Source organism: Chryseobacterium gregarium DSM 19109, assembly GCF_000430845.1.
In the GTDB taxonomy this organism is placed as follows: Bacteria; Bacteroidota; Bacteroidia; order Flavobacteriales; family Weeksellaceae; genus Chryseobacterium; species Chryseobacterium gregarium.
In genome coordinates this window covers 1-20,344 of the sequence record NZ_AUMU01000016.1, presented here as the reverse complement: position 1 = coordinate 20,344, position 20,344 = coordinate 1, and the positions used below count along the sequence as shown (strand labels likewise).

Sequence of the window (20,344 nt, the reverse complement as noted above, 5' to 3'; positions counted from 1 at the left end):
CGGACTTATTGCTTTAGTTTTTTTGAAATACCAAATTAAAAAGCCATGTCTGAAAGAATCAAAACCTTCAAAGAATTTTACCGCTTTTACCTTACCGAGCACAGCAAGACCGGAACGAGGGTCCTCCATTTTATCGGCACATTGATGGTCTTTCTGGTCATCGGATACGTGATCAGTTCAGGAAAGGAACGGTTTTTATGGTACGTCCCGATTTTCGGCTACGGGTTTGCGTGGCTGAGCCATGCCGTTATTGAAAAGAACAAACCGGCAACCTTCAGATACCCGGTCTGGTCTCTGATCTCGGACTTTAAGCTGTTCTTTGAACTGCTGACCGGAAGACAGAAGTTTACCGGGAATTCCGTTTCAAAAAACACGGACCCGGAAAATCATTAATTCAATGCTTTCAAATAATTGCCGGTATCAATACTCTGTTCTGAACCTGTTCAGTGCTGACAGAATCAAAAAGAAACTTTATAAAATTTCAGTACTAAATCTGAATCAGGCTTTTCATTATTAAAGATTTCACTTCCCAATCCATAATAAAATCCGGGGGCTTGCTTTGCAAGCCCCCGGATTTTGTTTAACCTTCAGTGAAGCATCCCTGCGGATTACATGAAGCGTTTTTTAAAGTTGAACTTCAGCATATTCATCAGGCCGGGCTCAATGATATCGATTCCTAAGCCGAAGTTGCTGTCGGCTATCGTATGGTGGTCGGTCCTGAACTTCTCAAAATCATTCTTCGGGATTTCGAGATTCACCAGAGGCTTGTATTCTATATTCACGGTCGCGCCGTTTTTCGTTACTTTCTTACGGCTGGTAAAGTTAAAATACGGGTTGTCAATCGTGCTTTCCTGAACCGTATATTTTTCTTCGGTATCGATTTTCTGATCGGTATACAGATTAATATCATACTTTTCGCTGTCGAAATTATGCCAGAAAGAAATGTCTTTATGCATAAAATCCCGTGCGCTCGCTTTGATGACATTCCGGTCAAAATACATCAGGAAACGGTTGTTTTTCGGATCCGTAAAATACGGATTGTCTACCGTAGCTTTGTACCGGATTTTAAATTCATTCATTTTCTTATCATCACTGATGATCTCAATGGACGGGTCTTTGAACACATTCCTGATATCCGTCCCGTTCCGGTCTCCGGAATAGTTCAGGCTGTAAAAAAGGAAGTTGTTCCAGCTGTCTATGATTTCTCTCTTATTGGTATTTTTAAAATACCGCCTCATGGCATTGGCACGGTTGCCTTTGTAAGAAGTGCTTAAAGTCAGTGTTCCCGAAGTCCCCTGCACAGTAAAGTCCACTTTCTCATCCACACAGAAATAAGGGTAACGGTAAGGTTTCCTTTCCTTTAATTCCTGATCGGGCTTTACCTCCAGATAATGCATGAAATAAATGAAGCCGCGGTTTTCCAGCACCCCGAATTCCTCACGGGTCGTGGCATCGATAAAGAAATCCTCGCCTTTATAATTAATTTTCACAATCGCATGGTTGAAAGTAAGCAGCGAAGGCAGGTAGTATTTAATATAAAAGTCCGTATGGAAATTCACCAGGACCACTGAAGATTCCACCCCGATATAATCCAGGATTACTTTTAACAGAACGGATTTCGCCTTACAGTCGCCCTGTTTGTTTTCATAGGTAACCGCAGGCTCCTGAGGCTTGTGCCCGTTCATTTCATCAGCGTTGAAAATATAATAAACATTGTTCTGGACGTACTCTATGGCAAACTGAATTTTTTCATCCGGGTGTGCAATCAGGTCAAGCTTTTCAGCCAGGTCCGGTGCAAAGCCTTTGAGTGAGGTTGTATTAAATATTTCATCGTAGATGGGCGCAATATAGTTGGAAAGGTCTTTCCAGCCAGCCGCGGTGGCAAAATCGATGTAAGGGAAAATTTCGCGGTTCGCATCTACCGGATTAATGTAATCTTTTTCTTCAGACACAAAACGCTCGCCTTTATTCAGGTAACGGATTTCGGGCTCCAGGACATTTCCGTTGTCATCCCTGAAGAAGGTCTTTTTACAGGCAATTTTCTCTTCCCTGTCATTGATGAAGGCAAACGTGTAGCTTCCGTAGGCCCAGTAGTTATCCGGGCTTACCCAAATGTACTTTGAAAATTCTTTCCTGAGGAAATCACGGTCCGTAAACGTCTTCACCCTGGAATCTTCCATGATCAGGATATCATACAGCCTGAGGTCTTTTATGGTGATATTGATTTTTTTGTTACTGCTTAAAATCCCGCCGCTGCTGTGGTTTTCGCTGTCCAGCACCTTTATTTTGGTATCCGGGATTTTATCAATCAGGACGCCGTCCCTCAATACACTGATCCTATGGATATGGTACACCTCATTTTCTTCAACCACAATTTCCGAAACCGAAGCCCGCTCAAGGTTGGCCGGCTCGTTCAGGGTATAGGCCATACAGATGTACTCGCTGTTTTCGGTATTGCTGGTACGGTATTTCTTATCTAAAAAATAGCAGAAATCTTTTCCGTCACTGATTTGCTGTTTTGAAAATTCAGACTCCTGTATCTTATTTATAAGCTCCTGATCATCAATATTCCCCGCCCATGATTCCGACTTCTGGATTTTGTAATTTTCAATTTCAATCTGATTGTCCATATTATATTTTACTATTTTGTATTACTCTGGTATAAAATGCAAGGTCAAATTAGGTATTTAAAAGCTAAAAAACAAGAGCAACGGAATGAAGATATTTATGTAAGCTTCCGGAAGCGGATGTATGGCATCAGACCGCATCCATGTGAGGCCGGAACATAAAAAATCCCTTCCGATAACTGAAAGGGACCTGTTTTTAAAAAATAGTTTGACTATTACTGCTTTTTAGGAGGGTTGGTCAATGCATTGTTATATTCATCCATTTTCTGTGTAGCAGCCATGGAAACCAACAGGTCATTCAGCATCGAACTGGCGGCGGTCGGCGAATTGGGAAGCAATACCAGGTTGCTTCTGTTATTGGCCCCGATGGAATTCAGGGTATCATAATGCTGCGTTACGACGATCAGTGCAGAAGCTTCCTGGGCATTGATATTCGCGGCATTCAGCATTTTTACCGATTCTTCAAGGCCTTTGGCAATCTCCCTTCTCTGGTCGGCAATCCCCTGCCCCTGGAGTTTTTTGGATTCGGCTTCAGCTTTGGCTACTGCTACAATCCGTATTCTTTGTGCTTCAGATTCGTATTCTGCGGCGGTTTTTTCACGTTCTGCCGCATTGATCCTGTTCATGGCATGTTTCACCTGCTCATCCGGATCAATATCGGTGACCAAGGCTTTGATAATATCGTAGCCGTAACTCTGCATAGCCTCCTGCAGTTCACTTTTAACCGCAATGGCAATGTCGTCTTTCCTTACAAAAACATCATCCAGTTTGGTTTTCGGGACTTCTGCACGGACCACATCAAAAACATAGGACGTGATCTGGTTTTCAGGGTTTTCCAGACGGTAATATGCATCTCTTACATTCTCCCTGATCACCTGGTACTGTACGGAAACCTTCATTTTAATGAAAACGTTATCCAGAGTTTTCGTATCAATAATCACATCCAGCTGCTGGATCCTGAGATTCAGGCGTTTGGAGATCTGGTCCAGAAACGGGATTTTCAGGTGCAGGCCGGCATGGCTGACCTTGAGAAATTTACCAAGTCTTTCCACAATAGCCGCAGATTCCTGCTTCACGGTAAAGAAAGAAGCAAATAATGTGATCAGCCCGAAAAAGACTAAAATACCTAAATAAATCATATTGTTTTAATTTGTCAATTAGCTGATAAGATACAGTTTTACAGGCTAAAAATCAAATAAAAACGAATAATTCTACACCGTCATCCCGATGTCGATTCCTTTGATTTTCCGGTACAGGTCCGTGGCATAGTTGTCGGTCATGCCCGAAACAAAATCAATCACGCCCAGGACTTTCTGATAATCGGTGCCTTCTTCATACAAAAACTGTTTCGGCAGAAGTTTCAGAGCCTTTATATCATAAGATTTCCTGTGGTCGGCAGATTTTAGAATAGACGGGATGAAATGGTCCAGCAATTCGTACATCACGTTGTAGCCGGCATTTTCTATCTCCACGACCGCTTTATGGTTGTATATTTTTTCGATGGAGAAGGTTTCTATATCCTGTAAAGTCCTGTTTTCAGATTTATAGAGATCCAGCAGCGCTTTGTCCAGATTCCCCTCAAGAATGGTATCGAAATGCTGCTTGTACATCTCAAGCGATTTGTTGATCAGCGCGTTGATCACCTTGGCTCTTAAATAAGAGATCTGTTCGTTTTCATTGGAAATCGAAGCCAGCTTCCTATCGATCCGGTTCACGTCATCCGTTTCAGACTTTACCAGTTCGAAAAACAGGTTTTTGCAGTCTGCCGTCGAAACGATTCCCAGCCGGTGGGCATCTTCCATATCAATGATGTTGTAGCAGATATCGTCTGCCGCTTCTACCAGCCATACAAACGGATGCCTTTTAAAAATATGCGGCTCTTCGCTTTCTGAAATCAGACCCGTTCCTTCGGCGATTTCCAGGAAGATCTCTTTTTCATTCTGGAAAAAACCGAATTTTTTCCGGTGGATGATCCCTTTCTTTTTGGCAATGGCCTCACAAGGATATTTGGCAATGCTCGCAAGTGTGGAGAAGGTCAGCTGGATGCCGCCTTCATCCTTTCCCTGCTGCTGCTGGGCCAGCACCCTGATGGCGTTGGCATTCCCTTCAAAATTCACCAGGTCTGCCCATTCCTTTTCATTGAACTTAGGCTTCAGGTCGTTTTCATTCCTTTCAAAATAGCTGGCGATGGCATCTTCCCCGGAATGCCCGAAAGCCGGATTGCCCACATCATGGCACAGGCAGGCCGCTGCAATTACGTGCCCCAGGTTATGCAGGTAAAAGCTTCCGGCTTCTTCCGTTAAATCATTTTTAAAATGATCGTGAATATGCTCCCCCATGACGCTTCCCAGGCTCCTTCCTACCGATGATACTTCCAGCGAATGGGTCAGGCGGTTGTGCACGAACACGCTTCCCGGAAGCGGAAAAACCTGGGTTTTATTCTGCAGTCTCCTGAAAGCCGATGAAAAAATAATTCGGTCAAAATCCCTCTGAAAATCCGTCCTTGAAGCCTTGGTATGGGGGTTGTTGCCTGTACGCTGATTGGTGAAAATCCGGTTTAAGTTCATCATTTTTCAAAATTACTTCAAAATTTTATTTTTACGGAATACTATTTGAACTTTTATCCTAAAAATAAAGCTATGCCAGAAGGTCCGTCCATATTTTTAATGAAAGAAGATCTCCGGAAGTTCGAAGGGAAAAAAGTCCTGGAAGCCGGCGGTGACGCCAAGTTCGAAAAAGATATTTTTGAAGGGAAAATTTTAAAGGAAATCAGGACGTTCGGCAAACAGACGTATCTGGTTTTTGATGATACCGCAGTGCGGATCCACCTGCTGATGTTCGGATCTTATGAGATTGACGAACAGACAAAACCTGACCGGCAGCTTCGTCTGTCATTGATTTTCAAAGAAGGTGCCATGTATTTCTATACGTGCCATGTAAAACTTGTCGACCTTGAATTCTTGTCCGGCATAGATTGGGAAGCGGATATTATGAGTGATGAATGGAATCCGGAAAAAGCCGCCAAGAAGTTAAAGGCAAACCCCGATATGATGGTTTGTGATGCCCTGATGGACCAGGATATTTTTTCCGGGGTCGGGAATATTATAAAAAATGAAGTCCTGTTCAGGATCAGTGTCCAGCCGGAAAGCCTGGTCGGGCACATGCCTCTGAAAAAAATCAAGGAACTCGCCGCCGAAGCCAGGAACTACAGCTTTGATTTTCTGAAATGGAAACGTGATGGCGTCCTGAAACAGCACTGGCTTGCCCACACCAAAAAAATATGCCCGGAATGCGGCGAAAAACTGATTAAGAAACAGACCGGCAAAGGCAAAAGAAGAAGCTTTTATTGTGAAAAGGACCAGAAACTTTATTAAGGAGCACCGATAACCATGAAGTTAACGTACGTTCCGCTTATTGTTCTGTTATTCTATTACTGCAAACAAAATGAGCTGAAAATAATTGTTTTGAAAACAACAAAAAGGAAAATACTCTTCATAAAAATTTTGAATTTGATACCCCTGATAAAATTTTAAAAGCCAATCCTGACCATGTACAATTTTCCATTGACTTACATGTAAAAGGCTATGATGATGAATTCAATGATAACCGAAATACAGCCCTGGATGAAAATGCATGGAAGGAAAAAGAGAAAAGACGCGATAAAATATATGAAGACCTTTCAGAGCATTTCGGCAGACCATTCAATTATCTCAATATTCAGAAGAAAGGCCATTCGATCTATGGAATGGGCGAAAACCAATTCGGATACTGGTTTCTTGAGGTTAAAAATAACATACCGAATGCCTGTTTTCTGGGATTAAGCGAGTTTACGCATCTTAATGATCCACAACCTGAAAATTTTGTATCAGGCCATAAAATTTCAGCCTATGGAAGCTTTATCAGAATAAGGGAAAGCTGGGGCTACCCTTTCGGGCCTCAACTGGAAGCCGTAAAAGACCGGCTGCTTTTCGCTATCGATCTCAATACGGTAAGAAAAGACAGTGACCACGACCGGTTCAATGACCTTTTTGAACGTCTGGTTTTATTAAATCCCGATTCTGCAGATACGGATCATGACGGAATTCCGGATTTTACAGATCGTAATCCGCTGTACGCCTCTGAAAAATCAAAATTCACGGATTTATATTCCCGGGTTATTGATCATAATTATAAAAACTTTTATTTTTCCAGGAGCCATTACTTTTTCACCGGATATTTTTCAGACTGTGATTACTTTCAAAAAATCAGTCCGGGAAATGTTAAGGTGCTTATTTATCCTGAAAAAGAACGATATCATTTAGATTCTGATTACCGGTTAAATAAGTTTCCTGAAAGTATAGGGAAAATTGAGAAAGATAAGGACGGTAAAACGTTCAGAATCAATTACGGGAGCGGTACGGGAGGCGGCTTTATTAAAGCTGTTGACGAAAACGGGAAATGGGTTTTGTCAAGACAACCGATGTATAGTATTTGATCTATTCTCAAATTAATTATATGAATCATGCTGGTCTGTCATCTGCACTGATCTGAAAAATAAGCAATAAATTTAAAAACCGGCTTTACCGATTGCACCCGGTTTCAGTACTAAATCCGGAAATTTTCTCAAAACTAAACATAACCTTCCTGAACCGGTAAAAATTCACTAAAAGTAAGCTGGAGAATAGAAAAAGAACCGGGAATCCATTACGATAACAGGCTATTTTGAACCCTCCATATACCTTCTTTCAGCAACTTTCAATTAAATGATCCCGTACTTATTTCCTTTTAAAATGATATAATGTACCTGATATTCTAATACCATCCCTTTCATTCAGACCATTAAAACAGGATTATCAATAAAAAATTGAATTCATTATATCACTATGTTTTGAACAAGTGTTAAATTTTGTTAACCCAGATCAAAATCAGGTGATTTATTTCTGTCTTTCTCTACTCTTATGCTGCCCATCATTTTATTTTTGTTTTTGTCAATCTCTAAATACAAGACCGCAAATGATTAACAGATCAATAATATTTTGCGAATAAAATAACAAATACGATATATAAATAATTAAAACACATTAAATAATTGTAAACAAATGCCTACGAAATCCTGAATAAAAACCACCTAACCTACTGATAAACATCATGATTATTTCATTTGGAGTATTATTTAAAAGTTGTAATATTGCAGTACAGAATTGACAATAAATAATCAAATAATTAAAAATACAATAAAATGTTAACTTACATCGGAATTGCAACATGTTTAGTAGTTTTCTCTTCTTATTTCGCAACAGTAAAAAGAGAAGAAAGAAACTAACCGTAATTTAATTTTCAGTGCTGGACTATTTTCAGCAGACAGAGTACACAAATGAATGATACGGTTTATGCTTTCATTCCTCATCAGACGGACAGTCCCTTATATTAATATCCGTAAGAAAGCATAAGCAACAACACTAAGGAAATCTTTAATTTTTATTATAGCCTACAGCGCCGAACTTTTTGTTCGGCTTTTTGTTTGCATTTTAAAGGGTAATAATTCCTATGTTTGCCCTTAATTTAAAAAGGTACTGATGATAAAAGAGCTTGAATTGATCCGGCACACCGTTTTTGACAGGCTGGAATTGCCTGTTACCGATTTGAATAAAGAGGCAGAATGCGAGGAATATTCGGGATATAATTTCAAACTCGGCCCATTCAGCATAAAATTCCGGAAAGCCAAAATCACCCCTAAAAAGACAGGGCAGTTTGTGACATTATGGAAAAGGAATCCTCACACCAAGGAAACAGAACCTTTTACATCAGATGATACTTTTGATTTTGTTATCATCGCTGCTGAAGATACAGACCGCCAGGGCTTTTTCTTTTTCAGTAAAAATACTTTAGTTCAGCATAAAATTTTAACGACTTCATCACAAACAGGAAAACTCGGGTTCAGGGTATACGCTGCCTGGGATACCCCCGGAAACAAACAGGCAGAAAAAACGGGCATCTGGCAGAAAGAATTTTTTATTGACCTTTCCGATTCTGACGGTCTTGAAAAATGCAAAGCGATTCTGGAGACAAAAACTTGAATTTTTAAGCTTTATCTTTGCGTATAATTTCAAAATACCATGAATCTGTATAACCTTATTATTCAGGATAAAGAAGAAGTTACCCTTAATGATGTATTTCTGGAGCCGCAGAATAAGCAACATTTTGTACAGCTCATCAAAGAGCATACCTACAGTAAAGAACTGCAGGAATACGGCCTCCCGGTGAACAATAAGATACTGCTCCGGGGAAGTTCAGGCTGCGGAAAGACCATGACGGCAAAGGCCATTGCGAATGCTCTGGGCAAAAGTATCATCATTCTTAACCTGAGCAATATCGTTTCCTCAAGGATCGGTGAAACCTCACAGAATATCAAGATGATCTTTGACAAGGCCGCCCGCGAACGTTCGGTCCTTTTCCTTGATGAACTCGACCAGATCGGGAAAGCCAGGGGCAGTGATGATAAGGATGTGGGAGAAATGAGGAGGCTGGTCAACACCCTGCTGCAGTTAATCGATTATTATCCCGAAAATGCCCTGCTGCTCTGTGCAACGAACCATGCAGAAATCATAGATACCGCTTTACTGAGGCGTTTCCAGCTGAAAATTAATTACGGGATGCCTTCCGAGCATTTCCTGGATGCGTTTTATGACACGGTTTTGTCAAAATTCCCTGAAGACCTGAGAAATATCAGCCGGAAATACGGGATTTCCTTTGCGGAAGCGAAAGACCACGCCTTGACGGTAGTCAAAGGAAACCTGATTAAAAAACTCGAAGCCGGACCTGTTAAAGAATAATGGATTGCTGACAGAAAAACAGTTGGTCATCATGCCCGCGGACTGTAACAATTTTCACGATAGCCCGACCCATATTTCAAAATTCTTATGAATAAAAATATTATTCTTTTACTGTGCTTTATCACTTCCGTTACCTGCTTCAGCCAAAACCATCAGAAATTTATCGAATCAGCCGTCCGGAAACAGTTCAGCAAATTTCCCGGTGTCGGTCTCGTAATCGGTATTTACGAAGGTTCAAAAACCCGTTATTATACATACGGCAGCCTGCAGAAAGACGGAAAGGCAAAAACAGACAGCGCTACCCTTTTTGAAATCGGCTCCGCTACCAAAACGTTTACGGCCCTCTTATTGGCGCAGGAAATAAATAAAGGCAAGATCAACGCATTTGATTTTATCGACAGTTATTTGCCGAAAGAAATACCATTTGGCTGTGCGCTGAAAAAAAGAATTTTACTTACCGACCTGGCCTCGCACCAGTCGGGATTACCGAACCTCAGCAATGACCGGTATTTCTCAGAGCTTATGAAAAGGGATCCTTCAAACCCGTTCAGGTTTATCGACAGAAAGTACCTGTATGATATTTTAAAGTCAACCGATTCCCTTTCTTCTTTCAGGCAATACCAATATAATAATTACGCATTCGCCCTTTTAGGGAGTATCCTCGCGGATAAATCGAAGATCAGTTATGAGCGTATGGTAGAAGATCAGATTCTGAAACCCCTACACATGAATTCCACTTTATTCAGTGTTACAGACAGTAAAAACCGTGCAGGTTTATACAACCAACAGGGCGAACCCCAGAAACCCATGATCTTAAACCAGGCAAATCCGGCAGGCGGGCTCCATTCCAATGCGGTAGATCTGCTTACCTATTTAAAAGCCTTTTTACAGCATAAAGATTTCATACCCCTGAGAAAACTTACGGAGAAAACCTATTATGAAGATACTCGTAAAAAAATCGGACTTGGCTGGGAAATCGGGAATGGTTTTGTTGAAAAAGACGGAGATACTTTCGGCAACTCCAGCCTAATCAGGTATTCCCCGGACCACCAGGTTGCCATTGTCGTGCTTTCCAATCACCAGAACGGAAAACTGGTCAGGGACCTGATGAATGAAATCTACATTGAGATTACAAAATAAAAGTATACGGCTCATAATCTGTATCCATTCTGTTTTATTCATAAAAGTGAAAAATATTAATCTGATGTGATCCGATTTATATCTGTAATTTTGCCGGCAACTCCTTTAGAAGAATGAAAACATTATTAAATTATTTAAAACCCCATAAATGGCTGCTGATCTTATCATTGGCCTTAGCCACGGTGAACCAGGTATTTTCCCTGTTCGGGCCTGCGATTACCGGGAATATTTTAGACCAGCTCGTTACCCATCCCAATTTTTTTGACAAGCAGAAGACACTGCCCAGAAACCTGGACCAATACCTGTACGGAACCGATGTCTACCACGGTGTTTTCTATTTTCTGGGACTGCTGATCGGGACTGCGATGGTAAGCCGCATCGCCAAAGCCTTCCAGGATTATGTAGTGAATGTGATTACCCAGAAATTCGGCGCCAATATTTTCACGGACGGGCTCCAGCATTCGATGGCCCTGCCCTACCAGGAATTTGAGGACCAGCGAAGCGGCGAAACCCTTTCTGTTTTAACCAAAGTACGGGAAGATTCCGTGAAGTTCATCACCAATTTCATCAACATATTTTTCGGGATCCTGGTGAGCATCATCTTCGTGTCTGTGTATGCAATCCGCCTGCACTGGTCGATCATGCCGGTATATGTCGTAGGAATTTTTCTCATTGCATTTATTACGAACCTGTTAAGCAAAAGGATTAAAAATATCCAGAAAACAATTGTTAAGGAAACCACCGGCCTGGCCGGAAGCACCACGGAAAGCTTACGGAATATCGAAATTGTAAAAAGCCTCGGGCTGACCAAACAGGAAGTCAGGCGGCTGAACAACAATACCTATAAAATCCTTGGACTGGAGCTGAAAAAAGTAAAAAGCATCCGCTCGCTGAGCTTCATCCAGGGAACCATGGTGAATTTCCTGCAGCAATTGATTACCCTTACCCTGCTGTTTTTAATCTTCAGGAATATTGTCACGCCGGGACAGTACCTGTCCCTGATGTTTTACGGATTCTTTATTTTCGGGCCGATGCAGGAAATCGGGAACATCATTATTTCTTACCGGGAAGCCCAGGCCTCGCTGAACAATTTCGATAAGCTGATGAAGAAACCTGCCGAAGAAAAACCGCTGATGCCTAAAACAATCGGGGCTATCGGGCAGCTGGAATTCACAAATGTTTCGTTCCGGCACCAGACCGCTTCCTATAAAGCGCTGAGCGATATTTCCTTTGGCGTAAAGAACGGGGAAACCATTGCTTTTGTCGGCCCGAGCGGTTCGGGGAAAAGTACACTGGTCAAATTACTCGTAGGTTTATACCGCCCGAAAGAAGGTTCTATTTTCTACAACAGGGTAAATGGGAATGAATTCGATTTTGATGAACTCCGGAACCAGATCGGCTTCGTTACGCAGGACACCCAGCTTTTTGCGGGCACCATTAAAGAAAACCTTCTGTTCGTCAATCCCGATGCCACGGAAGAAGACCTGCGGATCGCTTTAAAGAAATCCAGCAGCACCGCGCTGATCGAAAGGGCTGAAAAAGGAATCGATACCGTGATCGGCGAAGGCGGATTAAAATTAAGCGGCGGCGAAAAACAGAGGATCGCCATTGCCAGAGCTTTATTGAGAAAACCGCACCTGCTGATTTTTGATGAAGCCACTTCCGCACTGGACAGCATTACGGAAGAGGAAATCACCTCGACCATCAGGGAAATCTCTGAGGAAAAAAACCAGATTACCGTACTGATTGCGCACCGCCTGAGCACCATCATGCATGCCGACCGGATTTATGTCCTGGAGCGCGGCAAAGTGATTGAAACCGGATCCCATGAAAACCTGCTGGAATTAAAAGGATTATACTATGCGATGTGGCGCCAGCAGATCGGGGAACGGAAGATGGTAAAACCGGGTTTATAATCCATACTTCATTCCGGGAGCAGAAATGAATAAGCTTTCTATATGCATAAGTAGTGATCAGGAAACTGCGGTTAAGAAGGTGCTGCCATTGTAAGGGAGGGAACCGCAGTTTTCGGTACAAGGGTGTATCCGGATTCTTATTATCGGGATAGGGGGAATAGTTAGTTATCGAATAGAATTATGTTTCCATTTATTTATACTTCTGTTAAAGAGAAATTAATTATCTATGAAATTTACATCTGCCATCTTATTGATAATGTTGATTTCCTGTTCTAAAAAATATTCCGGTGAATTAAGTTTCAAAACCTGTACAATACATTATCCTCTTCATGATGAAGAAAAGGAAAGAAAGTGCTATCCGGATCGGAACATTCCGAACCAGTGGGAATATGAATCTGCAATGCAAAAGTTAGCACTTTGCCTTTGTGAAAAATACATCCAGAAACCAGATGCAGAAATTAAAGAAAAAATTACAGAAATCTATAAAAATAATTTTGACTATTATCCCAGAGAAGTTTCCTTTAAAAAATTGAATTTTGATTCTATCTTAATGAACAGGCAGGAAGTTTTTAATTCTGAAATTTTAATCGATTAAAATAAGATAAAAGCCCGAAACAGAAAAAATGCAGGCGAATCAAAGTCAGCTTGGGAAAAAGCAGATCCCTGATTATGTTTTGTAAATTTGAATTGGTAATATATTCGTCATCAACCTTTAAAAAATGTCCGGCCTATCCAGATCTATTCCGTTAAATACTTTTCCTGACGCGCAAAGTCCAGGCATTATTTTCGTGAAAACATCCGTTAAAGATTTGGAAATCGATAAGATCAGGGAAGCCCACAGGGATGATTACCATATCTTTTTTATGCTTGAAGAAGGCAGTGGAATCTTTGAAATTGACTTCCAGCAATATGAAATCAATGCACACTCGGTGATGTATATCCAGCCTTTTCAGGTGCACCGGGCTATTTCTATTCATGATGCGACTTTTAATACCTTGCTGGTCAGCAGTGAAAACATAAACCCCGAATACCTCAAATTATTAAAAGAAATGGCACCTGCCGGACCTCTGAGGTTGGATCCTGAAACTTTTTCTGTAACATCGGAAATCGGAGCCGTCTGCAGGAAACTCTATCAGCGTAAAGAGGAAAAACTGTACTACCTGATGATGAAGGATGCCTGTAACAGCCTGGTCGGTTTCATGATCTCGCAGTTTTTGGTTCAGACCCATCGGGCCGATCCGCCTACTAGGCATGAAGTTATAGCCAAAGACTTTAAACTTTTACTGGACCAGGATTTCACTACCGTGAAAAGTCCAAGCCAATATGCCGGAAAACTGAACATTTCCACCGCCTACCTGAACGAATGCCTGAAAAAATCAACCGGACAAACCGTTTCCTATCACATTCACCGGCGGGTTATTCTTGAGGCGAAGCGCCTGTTATTCCATTCCAGCAAATCGGTCAAAGAAATTGCAACGGATCTCGGCTATGACGATTATCCGTATTTTTCCCGGCTGTTTACAAAAATAACGGGAATCACGGCACTGGCATTCCGGAATAAAAACCTTGAATAGTCCAATACTTACCGCTTCTCATCCATTTCAAAACGGGATGCTTTGTCATTTCTTTGTATCATAAATTTTAAGATATGCCGACAGTACCAAAATGGATCAACGATACCCTTGAAAAATTAGCACCTTCAATGCTGAGAATGGTCAAAGTGGAACAGGTTACCTACCTTAATCCCGACATAAAAATCATCCGGCTGAAAGGAAACTTTTCGGCATTGCATTTTGCACCGGGATTCACGGTTTCGTTTCGGGTAAGCCCTACGGAATCGCGGCATTATACGGTGTCCCAGGTAGACCCTTCTGCCAGGTTCATTGAATGTATTGTACATATCCACGGCAATGCGCCCGGTGCCGGTTACATCAACCAACTTCAGCCCGGCGATGAAAAAATAAAACTGGCAGTCCTGGGAAGTGATAAACAATATGATGCAAAAGTTAAAAAGCAGATCATCTTTGGCGATGAAACTTCTTTAAGCCTGATGTTGAGCTTTTTGCCGGTGCTCCGACAGAATGAACATGACTACCGGTTTTTCATAGAGTTGGATGAAGAAAACAGGAATATTCCTGACCAAATCGGGTTAGATAACTGCACTATTTTTTCTAAAAATGATATTTTCCGCGATCAGGATAAAATTCAGCAATTATCTTTATTCAATGATGAAGAGTGGTCAGATGCCAATATGGTATTGACCGGAAACGTACGCTCAGTACAGAATTTCAGGAAGGTACTGAAGGAAAACGCCCACAAAGGGAAAATCTATGCCAAAGGATACTGGCTTGAAGGAAAAAAAGGGTTATAGCATCTTATGAAATATATTCTTATTACAAATCAGGAAGAAAAGGAAGATGATGTATCAAACGACATCGCTGAATTCCTTTGGGATGCCGGTCACGAGGTCGATGTTGCAGACACGACTCAGGTTTTTTCTGAAAACAAAAAACTCCATGCCGATTATGACTGCCATATTTCGATCATTGGAAATCATGATGCCGGCCAATCAGTTTTAGACATGCACCGGTCTGTTTTCAAGAATTTTAATGCCTGTAAAAAGGCCGGCAGTATTTTGATTTTTTCAAATACCGGCGTGTATACCGATGCCATTCCCTACCCTCACAGGATTTTTGATTATAACCATTTAGACCGGGCATCATTACAGCGTTTTTTTCGGTGGTGCAGAAAAATCAGCCTCTTTATTAAAGCTTAATCCGGATAGCGCGGATTTGAAATCCATATCTGCTTCATTAAACTCAAATTTAAAGTTCCATAGAAAGTTCCGGTATTATTAATTATCTTTAAATCAAAAGTTTTATTTCATACATTATGCCCGACAAAGACGAAACCGAACGACGCAGACAAATCAAAAGAGAACTTAGAGAAAAAGCAAATCTTAAATTCGAACAGAGCCTTCCTGTTTCCCGTGAAATTTTTAAAAACATCTTTGATTTTATTGATAAGCATCTTCTTGAAAATGAATGTGATGACACACTAAAATTAACCCGGAAGTTTTTGGAAGAAAATCAGATTACAAATACGGATGAAGTGGTCAGCTGGCTTCAAAATAATGGCGGATATTGTGACTGTGAGGTCATTTATAATGTTGAAGAACAGTTTGATAATGTAATCTGACAGAGGATTTAAACTTTGCTGATTTTAAAATATCAGATGATACATGAACTACTAAAAACAGATAAATGATGGAATACAATTATTTTTACGGAGCAATTTTGATCGATCGTGATTATGAAAATTCTAAAAATTTCATTTCTCAAAAAATGATGGAGAAAAAGTACCTTTATTTTCATCCCAATATATTTTCCTCAGGAGAACCTGAATATCCTTACTACTATGAAAATATATTAATTTCATTCGGAAGAACGGCAAAGTACTTTTGTGATGATGTTTATGAACTCAAAGCATTTTTACGTGAGTTTGAAGATATCTTGTCTAACCTGGATTTTGAAACTGCCCAAATAAAGGTTGAAGCAAGCTATGCGGAGTACAAATTATTCTGGATTAACAAACAAAAACTGAGAAGTAGTGACAGAGATTCTTTACATGATACATTTAATGAAGAACAAATAAGATATTATGAAACAGAAAATCTTTATTTCGGTTTTGGAGAAGTTGATTTATTTTCAGGATACGTTGACAAATATGAAGAAGAGAAACTATTGGATTTCGACAGGAAATATCCAGGTTTCATCTATCCTTAGATAAGTATTTAGTACAGATGCCATCACTGTCCTTCAAATCACAACATCACCACCAAATGAAAGAAAAACCATGATAACAGAATTAATTCCTGCCATAAACACGATCATTACGTTTGGACTTGAACCTGATCTAACCGTTAATAAAAGTGACCGGGATAAATTGCTGGAGAAATCTTTAGTGAAAATTTACAGTTTATATTTTGACATTCAGTATGACTATGACAATACGGATTTCGGAGAAGATAAAGAATACAGATACGCTGAAATAAGAAAGAATATTGAAAGCAATTTCCCGGATTTCGGTTTTTATAAGACCATTCCTGACCTTATGGATCCTGATAATAAAGATCATTTTGGAACGGGCGATGCAGCGGATGATCTGACCGATATTATCCTTGACCTGCTGGAAATAAAACGGAGAATAGAAAACAACAGCCCGAATGACGGACTCTGGTATTTTGAATTTATTTTCTCAGGGCATACCCGGCAACATCTGATTGATTTACTGAACTATTTAAAACAGAAAGATTGACATAACAAAGATTCCTTACTCTAAGGTTCACCAATACTTTATCGACATACAATCTGTCTCTCTAAAAAAAATATTTTATCCGATAAAAGCAGATACCGTAATTTTGCAATCGTACTTCCCTGACGGTACTCATTAGAATCCGGGTATAATACCATTAAACTAGTCTGAACGATCAATCAACAACTTCTCGATACACTCCGCTTTGCTTCGTTACTCGAAGTGACGTGCACTAGTGTACCTCCGTCAGTTCGCGTGTTTTTCATAATGAAATGAAGAAAAATGTATCGGGAACCGGTGAAATCCTAACCTAAAATCTTACTATAAATAATTTCATATCGAAAATTTTATATTTTTAAACATGCAAATTTCATTTGTCTGCCTATTGCTCTGTTCTGATCATACGTTCTATACGGGCGTGACAGAAAATGTGTATAAGCGTTTTGAGGAGCATCAGGACGGCAAATATTTTGGATGCTATATATTTTCAAGACGTCCTCTGCAGTTGGTTTATTTTACCCGTTTACTGATATTGAACAGGCTATTGTCTTCGAGAAAAAAATCAAAAAGTGGTCTCATGCTAAAAAATCAGCATTCATTGAAGAAAAGTATGAAGATTTACCTAATCCTGCAAAAAAAAAGAAAAGCCTGATGGCGCAGATTGGAATTCAGGCATCAGACCATTAAACTCATCAGAACAGACCAATCCAAAAAAAATTTCCCGATAATCGATAAACAGTATGAAGTATATTTGCACATCAGAGCCTGGTATCAGCCGCTCATCACCATCAAATCAGCATAACAATAAAAAATCCGCATCCGGAGAGTCCTTTTAAATCCGGATTATTATATCATGAAACCCATAGAACTATTACCCAACCTCAGAAAAAGACTGATCCTGCTCTGCCTGGTCATTGCTTTCGGCATTATAATAACAGTCATTACTCCCTTTCCCAGCAGCTCATTTATCCTCTATTTCGGCCTCACCCTGGCTGCTTTCTGCTATTGCTTCGTCCAGCTGTTCAACCGTAAACCCGTTCTGATGCTATCTGAAGCCGGCATCTTTTCCAGAATGACCATTAATGCCGGAAAAATCGGACTCATTTACTGGTCAGACATTACCGAAATCCGTGAGACCAAGAGCTTTTGGATTATAAAGGGCATTGAACTTCACACCGGCGAAAAAGTAGCAGAACAGTACAATTCCAGGATTGACAAAAAATACAGGTCCGGGCGCAAAACCCTGTTAATATACCTTTCCAATGATGAAATCAACATGACCCATCAAGAGCTTTTTGCCCTGGTCAACAAATACTGGGATCATTACAGAATCAATAATTAATGAAAGCATGCAGGCATAGTAATTGACCTCACCAAAAGCAAACGAAAAAAATCCTGAACAGGAAAGAAAAATTCAATATTACTTTTAAATTGGAATGTATAGAACTTCACAGGAATTCTTATCGTTCGATTGAATCTATAGGATTTAAAGAGAGTAATCTTCGCAAGTGGCTCGGCTTTTATAAAGGGTATAGAATACCGGGATTAGAGCCGGGAAAAAATAAAAGCTACTCTGTAAAGTTTAAGCTTAAGATTTTGAAAGCCATCCCTACGGAGTTTATCTCACAAAGGGAAGCGTATATCAGATTTGATATCCCTGCCCAGTCTGCCGTTTTGAACGGGCATCGGGATTACGAAAAAAGCGGTATTTCAGGTTTGGAAAATAAACCCGGAGCAGGACCCAAGACCATGATTGATTACCAACGTAAGAAAAGGAAGTCTGACAAGCCACTGACCAAAGAATGAGCGCTTTATTGGAGAATGAAAGGCTGCGTACCGATAATGATTTTCTAAAAAATCCGGACGCCTTAACCCTCAAAAAGAACAAGGTGGCTGCATTTTTAAATTCACACTATTTTCAATAAATTTTTAAATTTATTTCAATCACAGTCTATGGGATACCGATAAAAATCCGGCCCTGCCACCACGCGCTGTAAAAATCATTTTGGCGAATCATTTGACACAAATTCGGTTCTGAGAACCCCTATTCCCTATCTCTGGATCCTGATCCGCACCAAAACGGTAATCAATTTTTGAGAGAAAAATATGAATATTTGGGAGTTGAAGAGGGAAAACCGCACTTCTTAAAGAGCGTGTATCCAAAAATCAATGACAGAAGGGAGCGTCTATTTGAGCTGGAAATGAAAAATAGTTTCAGGTTTGCTGAGGAATCAGCCTTATAATTCTGCAAACGTAAGCCTCATCACCGGATGCTGTAAAGCCATGGTATTGCCGCCAATTCTGTTCAATCCTAATCATATATCACAAGGAGTACAAAAGGGCTGAAATTAGGCAAAACACTGTGTTTAAGAACCTAAAAACCTTTAAACTGACCGCACCCCGGGATCCTGGAAGCGCACAAAAAATCCCCGCCTCTTAAGGTGGAGATCAGACTAAATCAGGATCTGTATTAAATCAGGGTCAGGGCGCCAGGGTACGCACTGTGGGAAGCCGGTGCCTGTCCGGCATGGTTGCCATATACACGGACCAATCCCGGATTTTCCTGCCACCATCCTCATCCGGCAGCGTACGGTCTGCCGTTAAACCCGTCCTGGCAGAAGGCGCTCCGGAGATTTCAAGCGTGACTGAAGTTTTACTGCATCAGGCTGCATGGGCTTTTCCGTTGCCGGGAGGATCCTGCCACCCCGGACAGACCCCCTTTTCGGTCTGCAGAGCCGTGGTGATGCTCTTCAGCGGCTGGGGAAATCCGCTCCCCATCTGAACTTCGCCTGTCGGAGCAACGCCTTCCCGCAGCCCGGCGGCCCCTGGGCCTGCTCCGGATGAGGTCCTGTCCGTGCTGGTTGGCGACTGCTGCCGTTCCTGCTTTTCCTGAAAATCTGCCGGGGTCATTTTTGTGATTGGCGCCATGGGGTTGCTTTTTTGGAGTTACCGGAACAAAGGTATCACCGGTTTTTGAATGGGCCATGGCCTGAACACGTTTTGGCAGCTTGTGTCCGGTTTTGGCAGGTTTTGGCAGGTTTTGGCAGCCAATGACCGGTATCATCCGGCATTTCTTCGGGTCCGCTTCGGGTCTTCTTCGGGTCGGCTTCGGAAAATAGGGGGTTTTTCCGAAGAACTGTCGAAGAAGACCCGAAGAAGGGTCGAAGAAACCCTGTAAAACAGGGCATTTCCGGCAGCATATTGATACATTGTTAAATTTTTATGTGTTTATTTGCCTATTTCGTAAATGGATAATTTCCTGTTTTCGGATAAATCGGAAGGAATTTTTACTGCATGAATGCTGGCGTTTATACCGTTTGAAATTGCGGATCGCTGGGGGTGAGATGCCCATAAAATCGGCATCATTTGCCTCATCTGCGGAATATTAAAAACTTGTGTTCGCTTACTATTATTCAATTTTGCTTTTTTTACTTGTTCTTTTGCCTTGATGCAAAAGAACCAAAAGATCAAGACTTAAAACTTTCTTGACGCTACAAATTGAGCCAACGCTGAAAAGTTTAAAACTTGCGCGGAT

The 20,344-nt window shown here is 41.0% G+C and carries 22 protein-coding genes and 2 pseudogenes; 19 read left to right on the top strand and 5 right to left on the bottom strand.

Translation table 11 applies throughout. The features are described 5' to 3' along the window. Positions 1–45 precede the first annotated feature (45 nt). Positions 46–393, top strand: a complete 348-nt coding sequence (locus tag H561_RS22665; RefSeq protein ID WP_051349422.1) for a DUF962 domain-containing protein — start codon at positions 46–48, stop codon at positions 391–393. Positions 394–608: 215 nt separating this feature from the next. On the opposite strand, the gene H561_RS0116650 is transcribed toward H561_RS22665, so the two are convergent. The 3 genes from H561_RS0116650 to H561_RS0116635 form a co-directional block, all read right to left on the bottom strand. After that, positions 609–2,630: a hypothetical protein gene (locus H561_RS0116650; RefSeq protein ID WP_027388048.1), complete on the bottom strand. Its 2,022-nt coding sequence runs from the start codon at positions 2,628–2,630 to the stop codon at positions 609–611. A gap of 212 nt (positions 2,631–2,842) precedes the next feature. Then, the gene (locus H561_RS0116640) at positions 2,843–3,766 is read right to left on the bottom strand and encodes an SPFH domain-containing protein (RefSeq protein ID WP_027388047.1); all 924 of its coding nucleotides are present in this window, start codon (positions 3,764–3,766) and stop codon (positions 2,843–2,845) included. A 72-nt stretch (positions 3,767–3,838) separates the two neighbouring features. Beyond that, complete coding sequence (locus tag H561_RS0116635) at positions 3,839–5,194, bottom strand: deoxyguanosinetriphosphate triphosphohydrolase (RefSeq protein ID WP_027388046.1); 1,356 nt, start codon at positions 5,192–5,194, stop codon at positions 3,839–3,841. A gap of 72 nt (positions 5,195–5,266) precedes the next feature. Here H561_RS0116635 and H561_RS0116630 point away from each other — a divergent pair, with 72 nt between their 5' ends. The 18 genes and pseudogenes from H561_RS0116630 to H561_RS24005 all read left to right on the top strand — a co-directional run bounded on the left by H561_RS0116630 (position 5,267) and on the right by H561_RS24005 (position 18,615). Then, the gene (locus H561_RS0116630) at positions 5,267–6,001 is read left to right on the top strand and encodes a DNA-formamidopyrimidine glycosylase family protein (RefSeq protein ID WP_027388045.1); all 735 of its coding nucleotides are present in this window, start codon (positions 5,267–5,269) and stop codon (positions 5,999–6,001) included. A 371-nt stretch (positions 6,002–6,372) separates the two neighbouring features. Next, a complete protein-coding gene (locus tag H561_RS0116625) occupies positions 6,373–7,101 on the top strand; it encodes a hypothetical protein (RefSeq protein ID WP_027388044.1) in 729 nt (242 codons plus the stop codon). Positions 7,102–8,182: 1,081 nt separating this feature from the next. Beyond that, positions 8,183–8,683 carry a MepB family protein gene (locus tag H561_RS0116615; RefSeq protein ID WP_027388043.1) on the top strand — a complete coding sequence of 167 codons (501 nt, stop codon included), beginning with the start codon at positions 8,183–8,185 and terminating at the stop codon, positions 8,681–8,683. A gap of 39 nt (positions 8,684–8,722) precedes the next feature. Further along, a complete protein-coding gene (locus H561_RS0116610; protein WP_027388042.1) occupies positions 8,723–9,439 on the top strand; it encodes an AAA family ATPase in 717 nt (238 codons plus the stop codon). Positions 9,440–9,526: 87 nt separating this feature from the next. Next, positions 9,527–10,579, top strand: a complete 1,053-nt coding sequence (locus tag H561_RS0116605; protein WP_027388041.1) for a serine hydrolase domain-containing protein — start codon at positions 9,527–9,529, stop codon at positions 10,577–10,579. 113 nt (positions 10,580–10,692) lie between these two features. Next, positions 10,693–12,495, top strand: a complete 1,803-nt coding sequence (locus tag H561_RS0116600; protein ID WP_027388040.1) for an ABC transporter ATP-binding protein — start codon at positions 10,693–10,695, stop codon at positions 12,493–12,495. Positions 12,496–12,544: 49 nt separating this feature from the next. Next, positions 12,545–12,660, top strand: a pseudogene (locus H561_RS24320) (YggS family pyridoxal phosphate-dependent enzyme); the annotation flags it as partial. 61 nt (positions 12,661–12,721) lie between these two features. Beyond that, positions 12,722–13,090 carry a hypothetical protein gene (locus H561_RS0116595; protein ID WP_155845821.1) on the top strand — a complete coding sequence of 123 codons (369 nt, stop codon included), beginning with the start codon at positions 12,722–12,724 and terminating at the stop codon, positions 13,088–13,090. A gap of 124 nt (positions 13,091–13,214) precedes the next feature. Beyond that, on the top strand, positions 13,215–14,069 hold the full coding sequence (locus H561_RS0116590; RefSeq protein WP_027388038.1) for an AraC family transcriptional regulator: 855 nt from the start codon (positions 13,215–13,217) through the stop codon (positions 14,067–14,069). A 74-nt stretch (positions 14,070–14,143) separates the two neighbouring features. Continuing rightward, positions 14,144–14,866, top strand: coding sequence for a ferredoxin reductase domain-containing protein (locus H561_RS0116585; RefSeq protein WP_027388037.1), 723 nt, complete (start codon positions 14,144–14,146; stop codon positions 14,864–14,866). A 6-nt stretch (positions 14,867–14,872) separates the two neighbouring features. Next, positions 14,873–15,271 carry a hypothetical protein gene (locus tag H561_RS0116580; protein WP_027388036.1) on the top strand — a complete coding sequence of 133 codons (399 nt, stop codon included), beginning with the start codon at positions 14,873–14,875 and terminating at the stop codon, positions 15,269–15,271. A gap of 116 nt (positions 15,272–15,387) precedes the next feature. Beyond that, complete coding sequence (locus tag H561_RS0116575; RefSeq protein WP_027388035.1) at positions 15,388–15,693, top strand: DUF2695 domain-containing protein; 306 nt, start codon at positions 15,388–15,390, stop codon at positions 15,691–15,693. A 65-nt stretch (positions 15,694–15,758) separates the two neighbouring features. Then, complete coding sequence (locus H561_RS0116570; protein WP_027388034.1) at positions 15,759–16,280, top strand: hypothetical protein; 522 nt, start codon at positions 15,759–15,761, stop codon at positions 16,278–16,280. A gap of 70 nt (positions 16,281–16,350) precedes the next feature. Further along, a complete protein-coding gene (locus H561_RS0116565) occupies positions 16,351–16,812 on the top strand; it encodes a hypothetical protein (RefSeq protein WP_051349421.1) in 462 nt (153 codons plus the stop codon). Positions 16,813–17,170: 358 nt separating this feature from the next. Continuing rightward, positions 17,171–17,266 (top strand): annotated as a pseudogene (locus tag H561_RS24435) (GIY-YIG nuclease family protein); the annotation flags it as partial. Between the two features lie 17 nt (positions 17,267–17,283). Then, positions 17,284–17,496, top strand: coding sequence for a GIY-YIG nuclease family protein (locus H561_RS22660; RefSeq protein WP_316929426.1), 213 nt, complete (start codon positions 17,284–17,286; stop codon positions 17,494–17,496). 166 nt (positions 17,497–17,662) lie between these two features. Then, entirely contained in the window at positions 17,663–18,151 is a 489-nt protein-coding gene (locus H561_RS0116555) for an STM3941 family protein (RefSeq protein ID WP_027388032.1), read from the top strand. Between the two features lie 89 nt (positions 18,152–18,240). Continuing rightward, positions 18,241–18,615 carry a hypothetical protein gene (locus H561_RS24005; RefSeq protein ID WP_155845820.1) on the top strand — a complete coding sequence of 125 codons (375 nt, stop codon included), beginning with the start codon at positions 18,241–18,243 and terminating at the stop codon, positions 18,613–18,615. Positions 18,616–19,470: 855 nt separating this feature from the next. On the opposite strand, the gene H561_RS0116540 is transcribed toward H561_RS24005, so the two are convergent. After that, positions 19,471–19,737, bottom strand: coding sequence for a hypothetical protein (locus H561_RS0116540; RefSeq protein WP_027388030.1), 267 nt, complete (start codon positions 19,735–19,737; stop codon positions 19,471–19,473). Positions 19,738–19,869: 132 nt separating this feature from the next. Continuing rightward, positions 19,870–20,019, bottom strand: coding sequence for a hypothetical protein (locus tag H561_RS24000; RefSeq protein ID WP_155845819.1), 150 nt, complete (start codon positions 20,017–20,019; stop codon positions 19,870–19,872). Between the last annotated feature and the right edge of the window lie 325 nt (positions 20,020–20,344).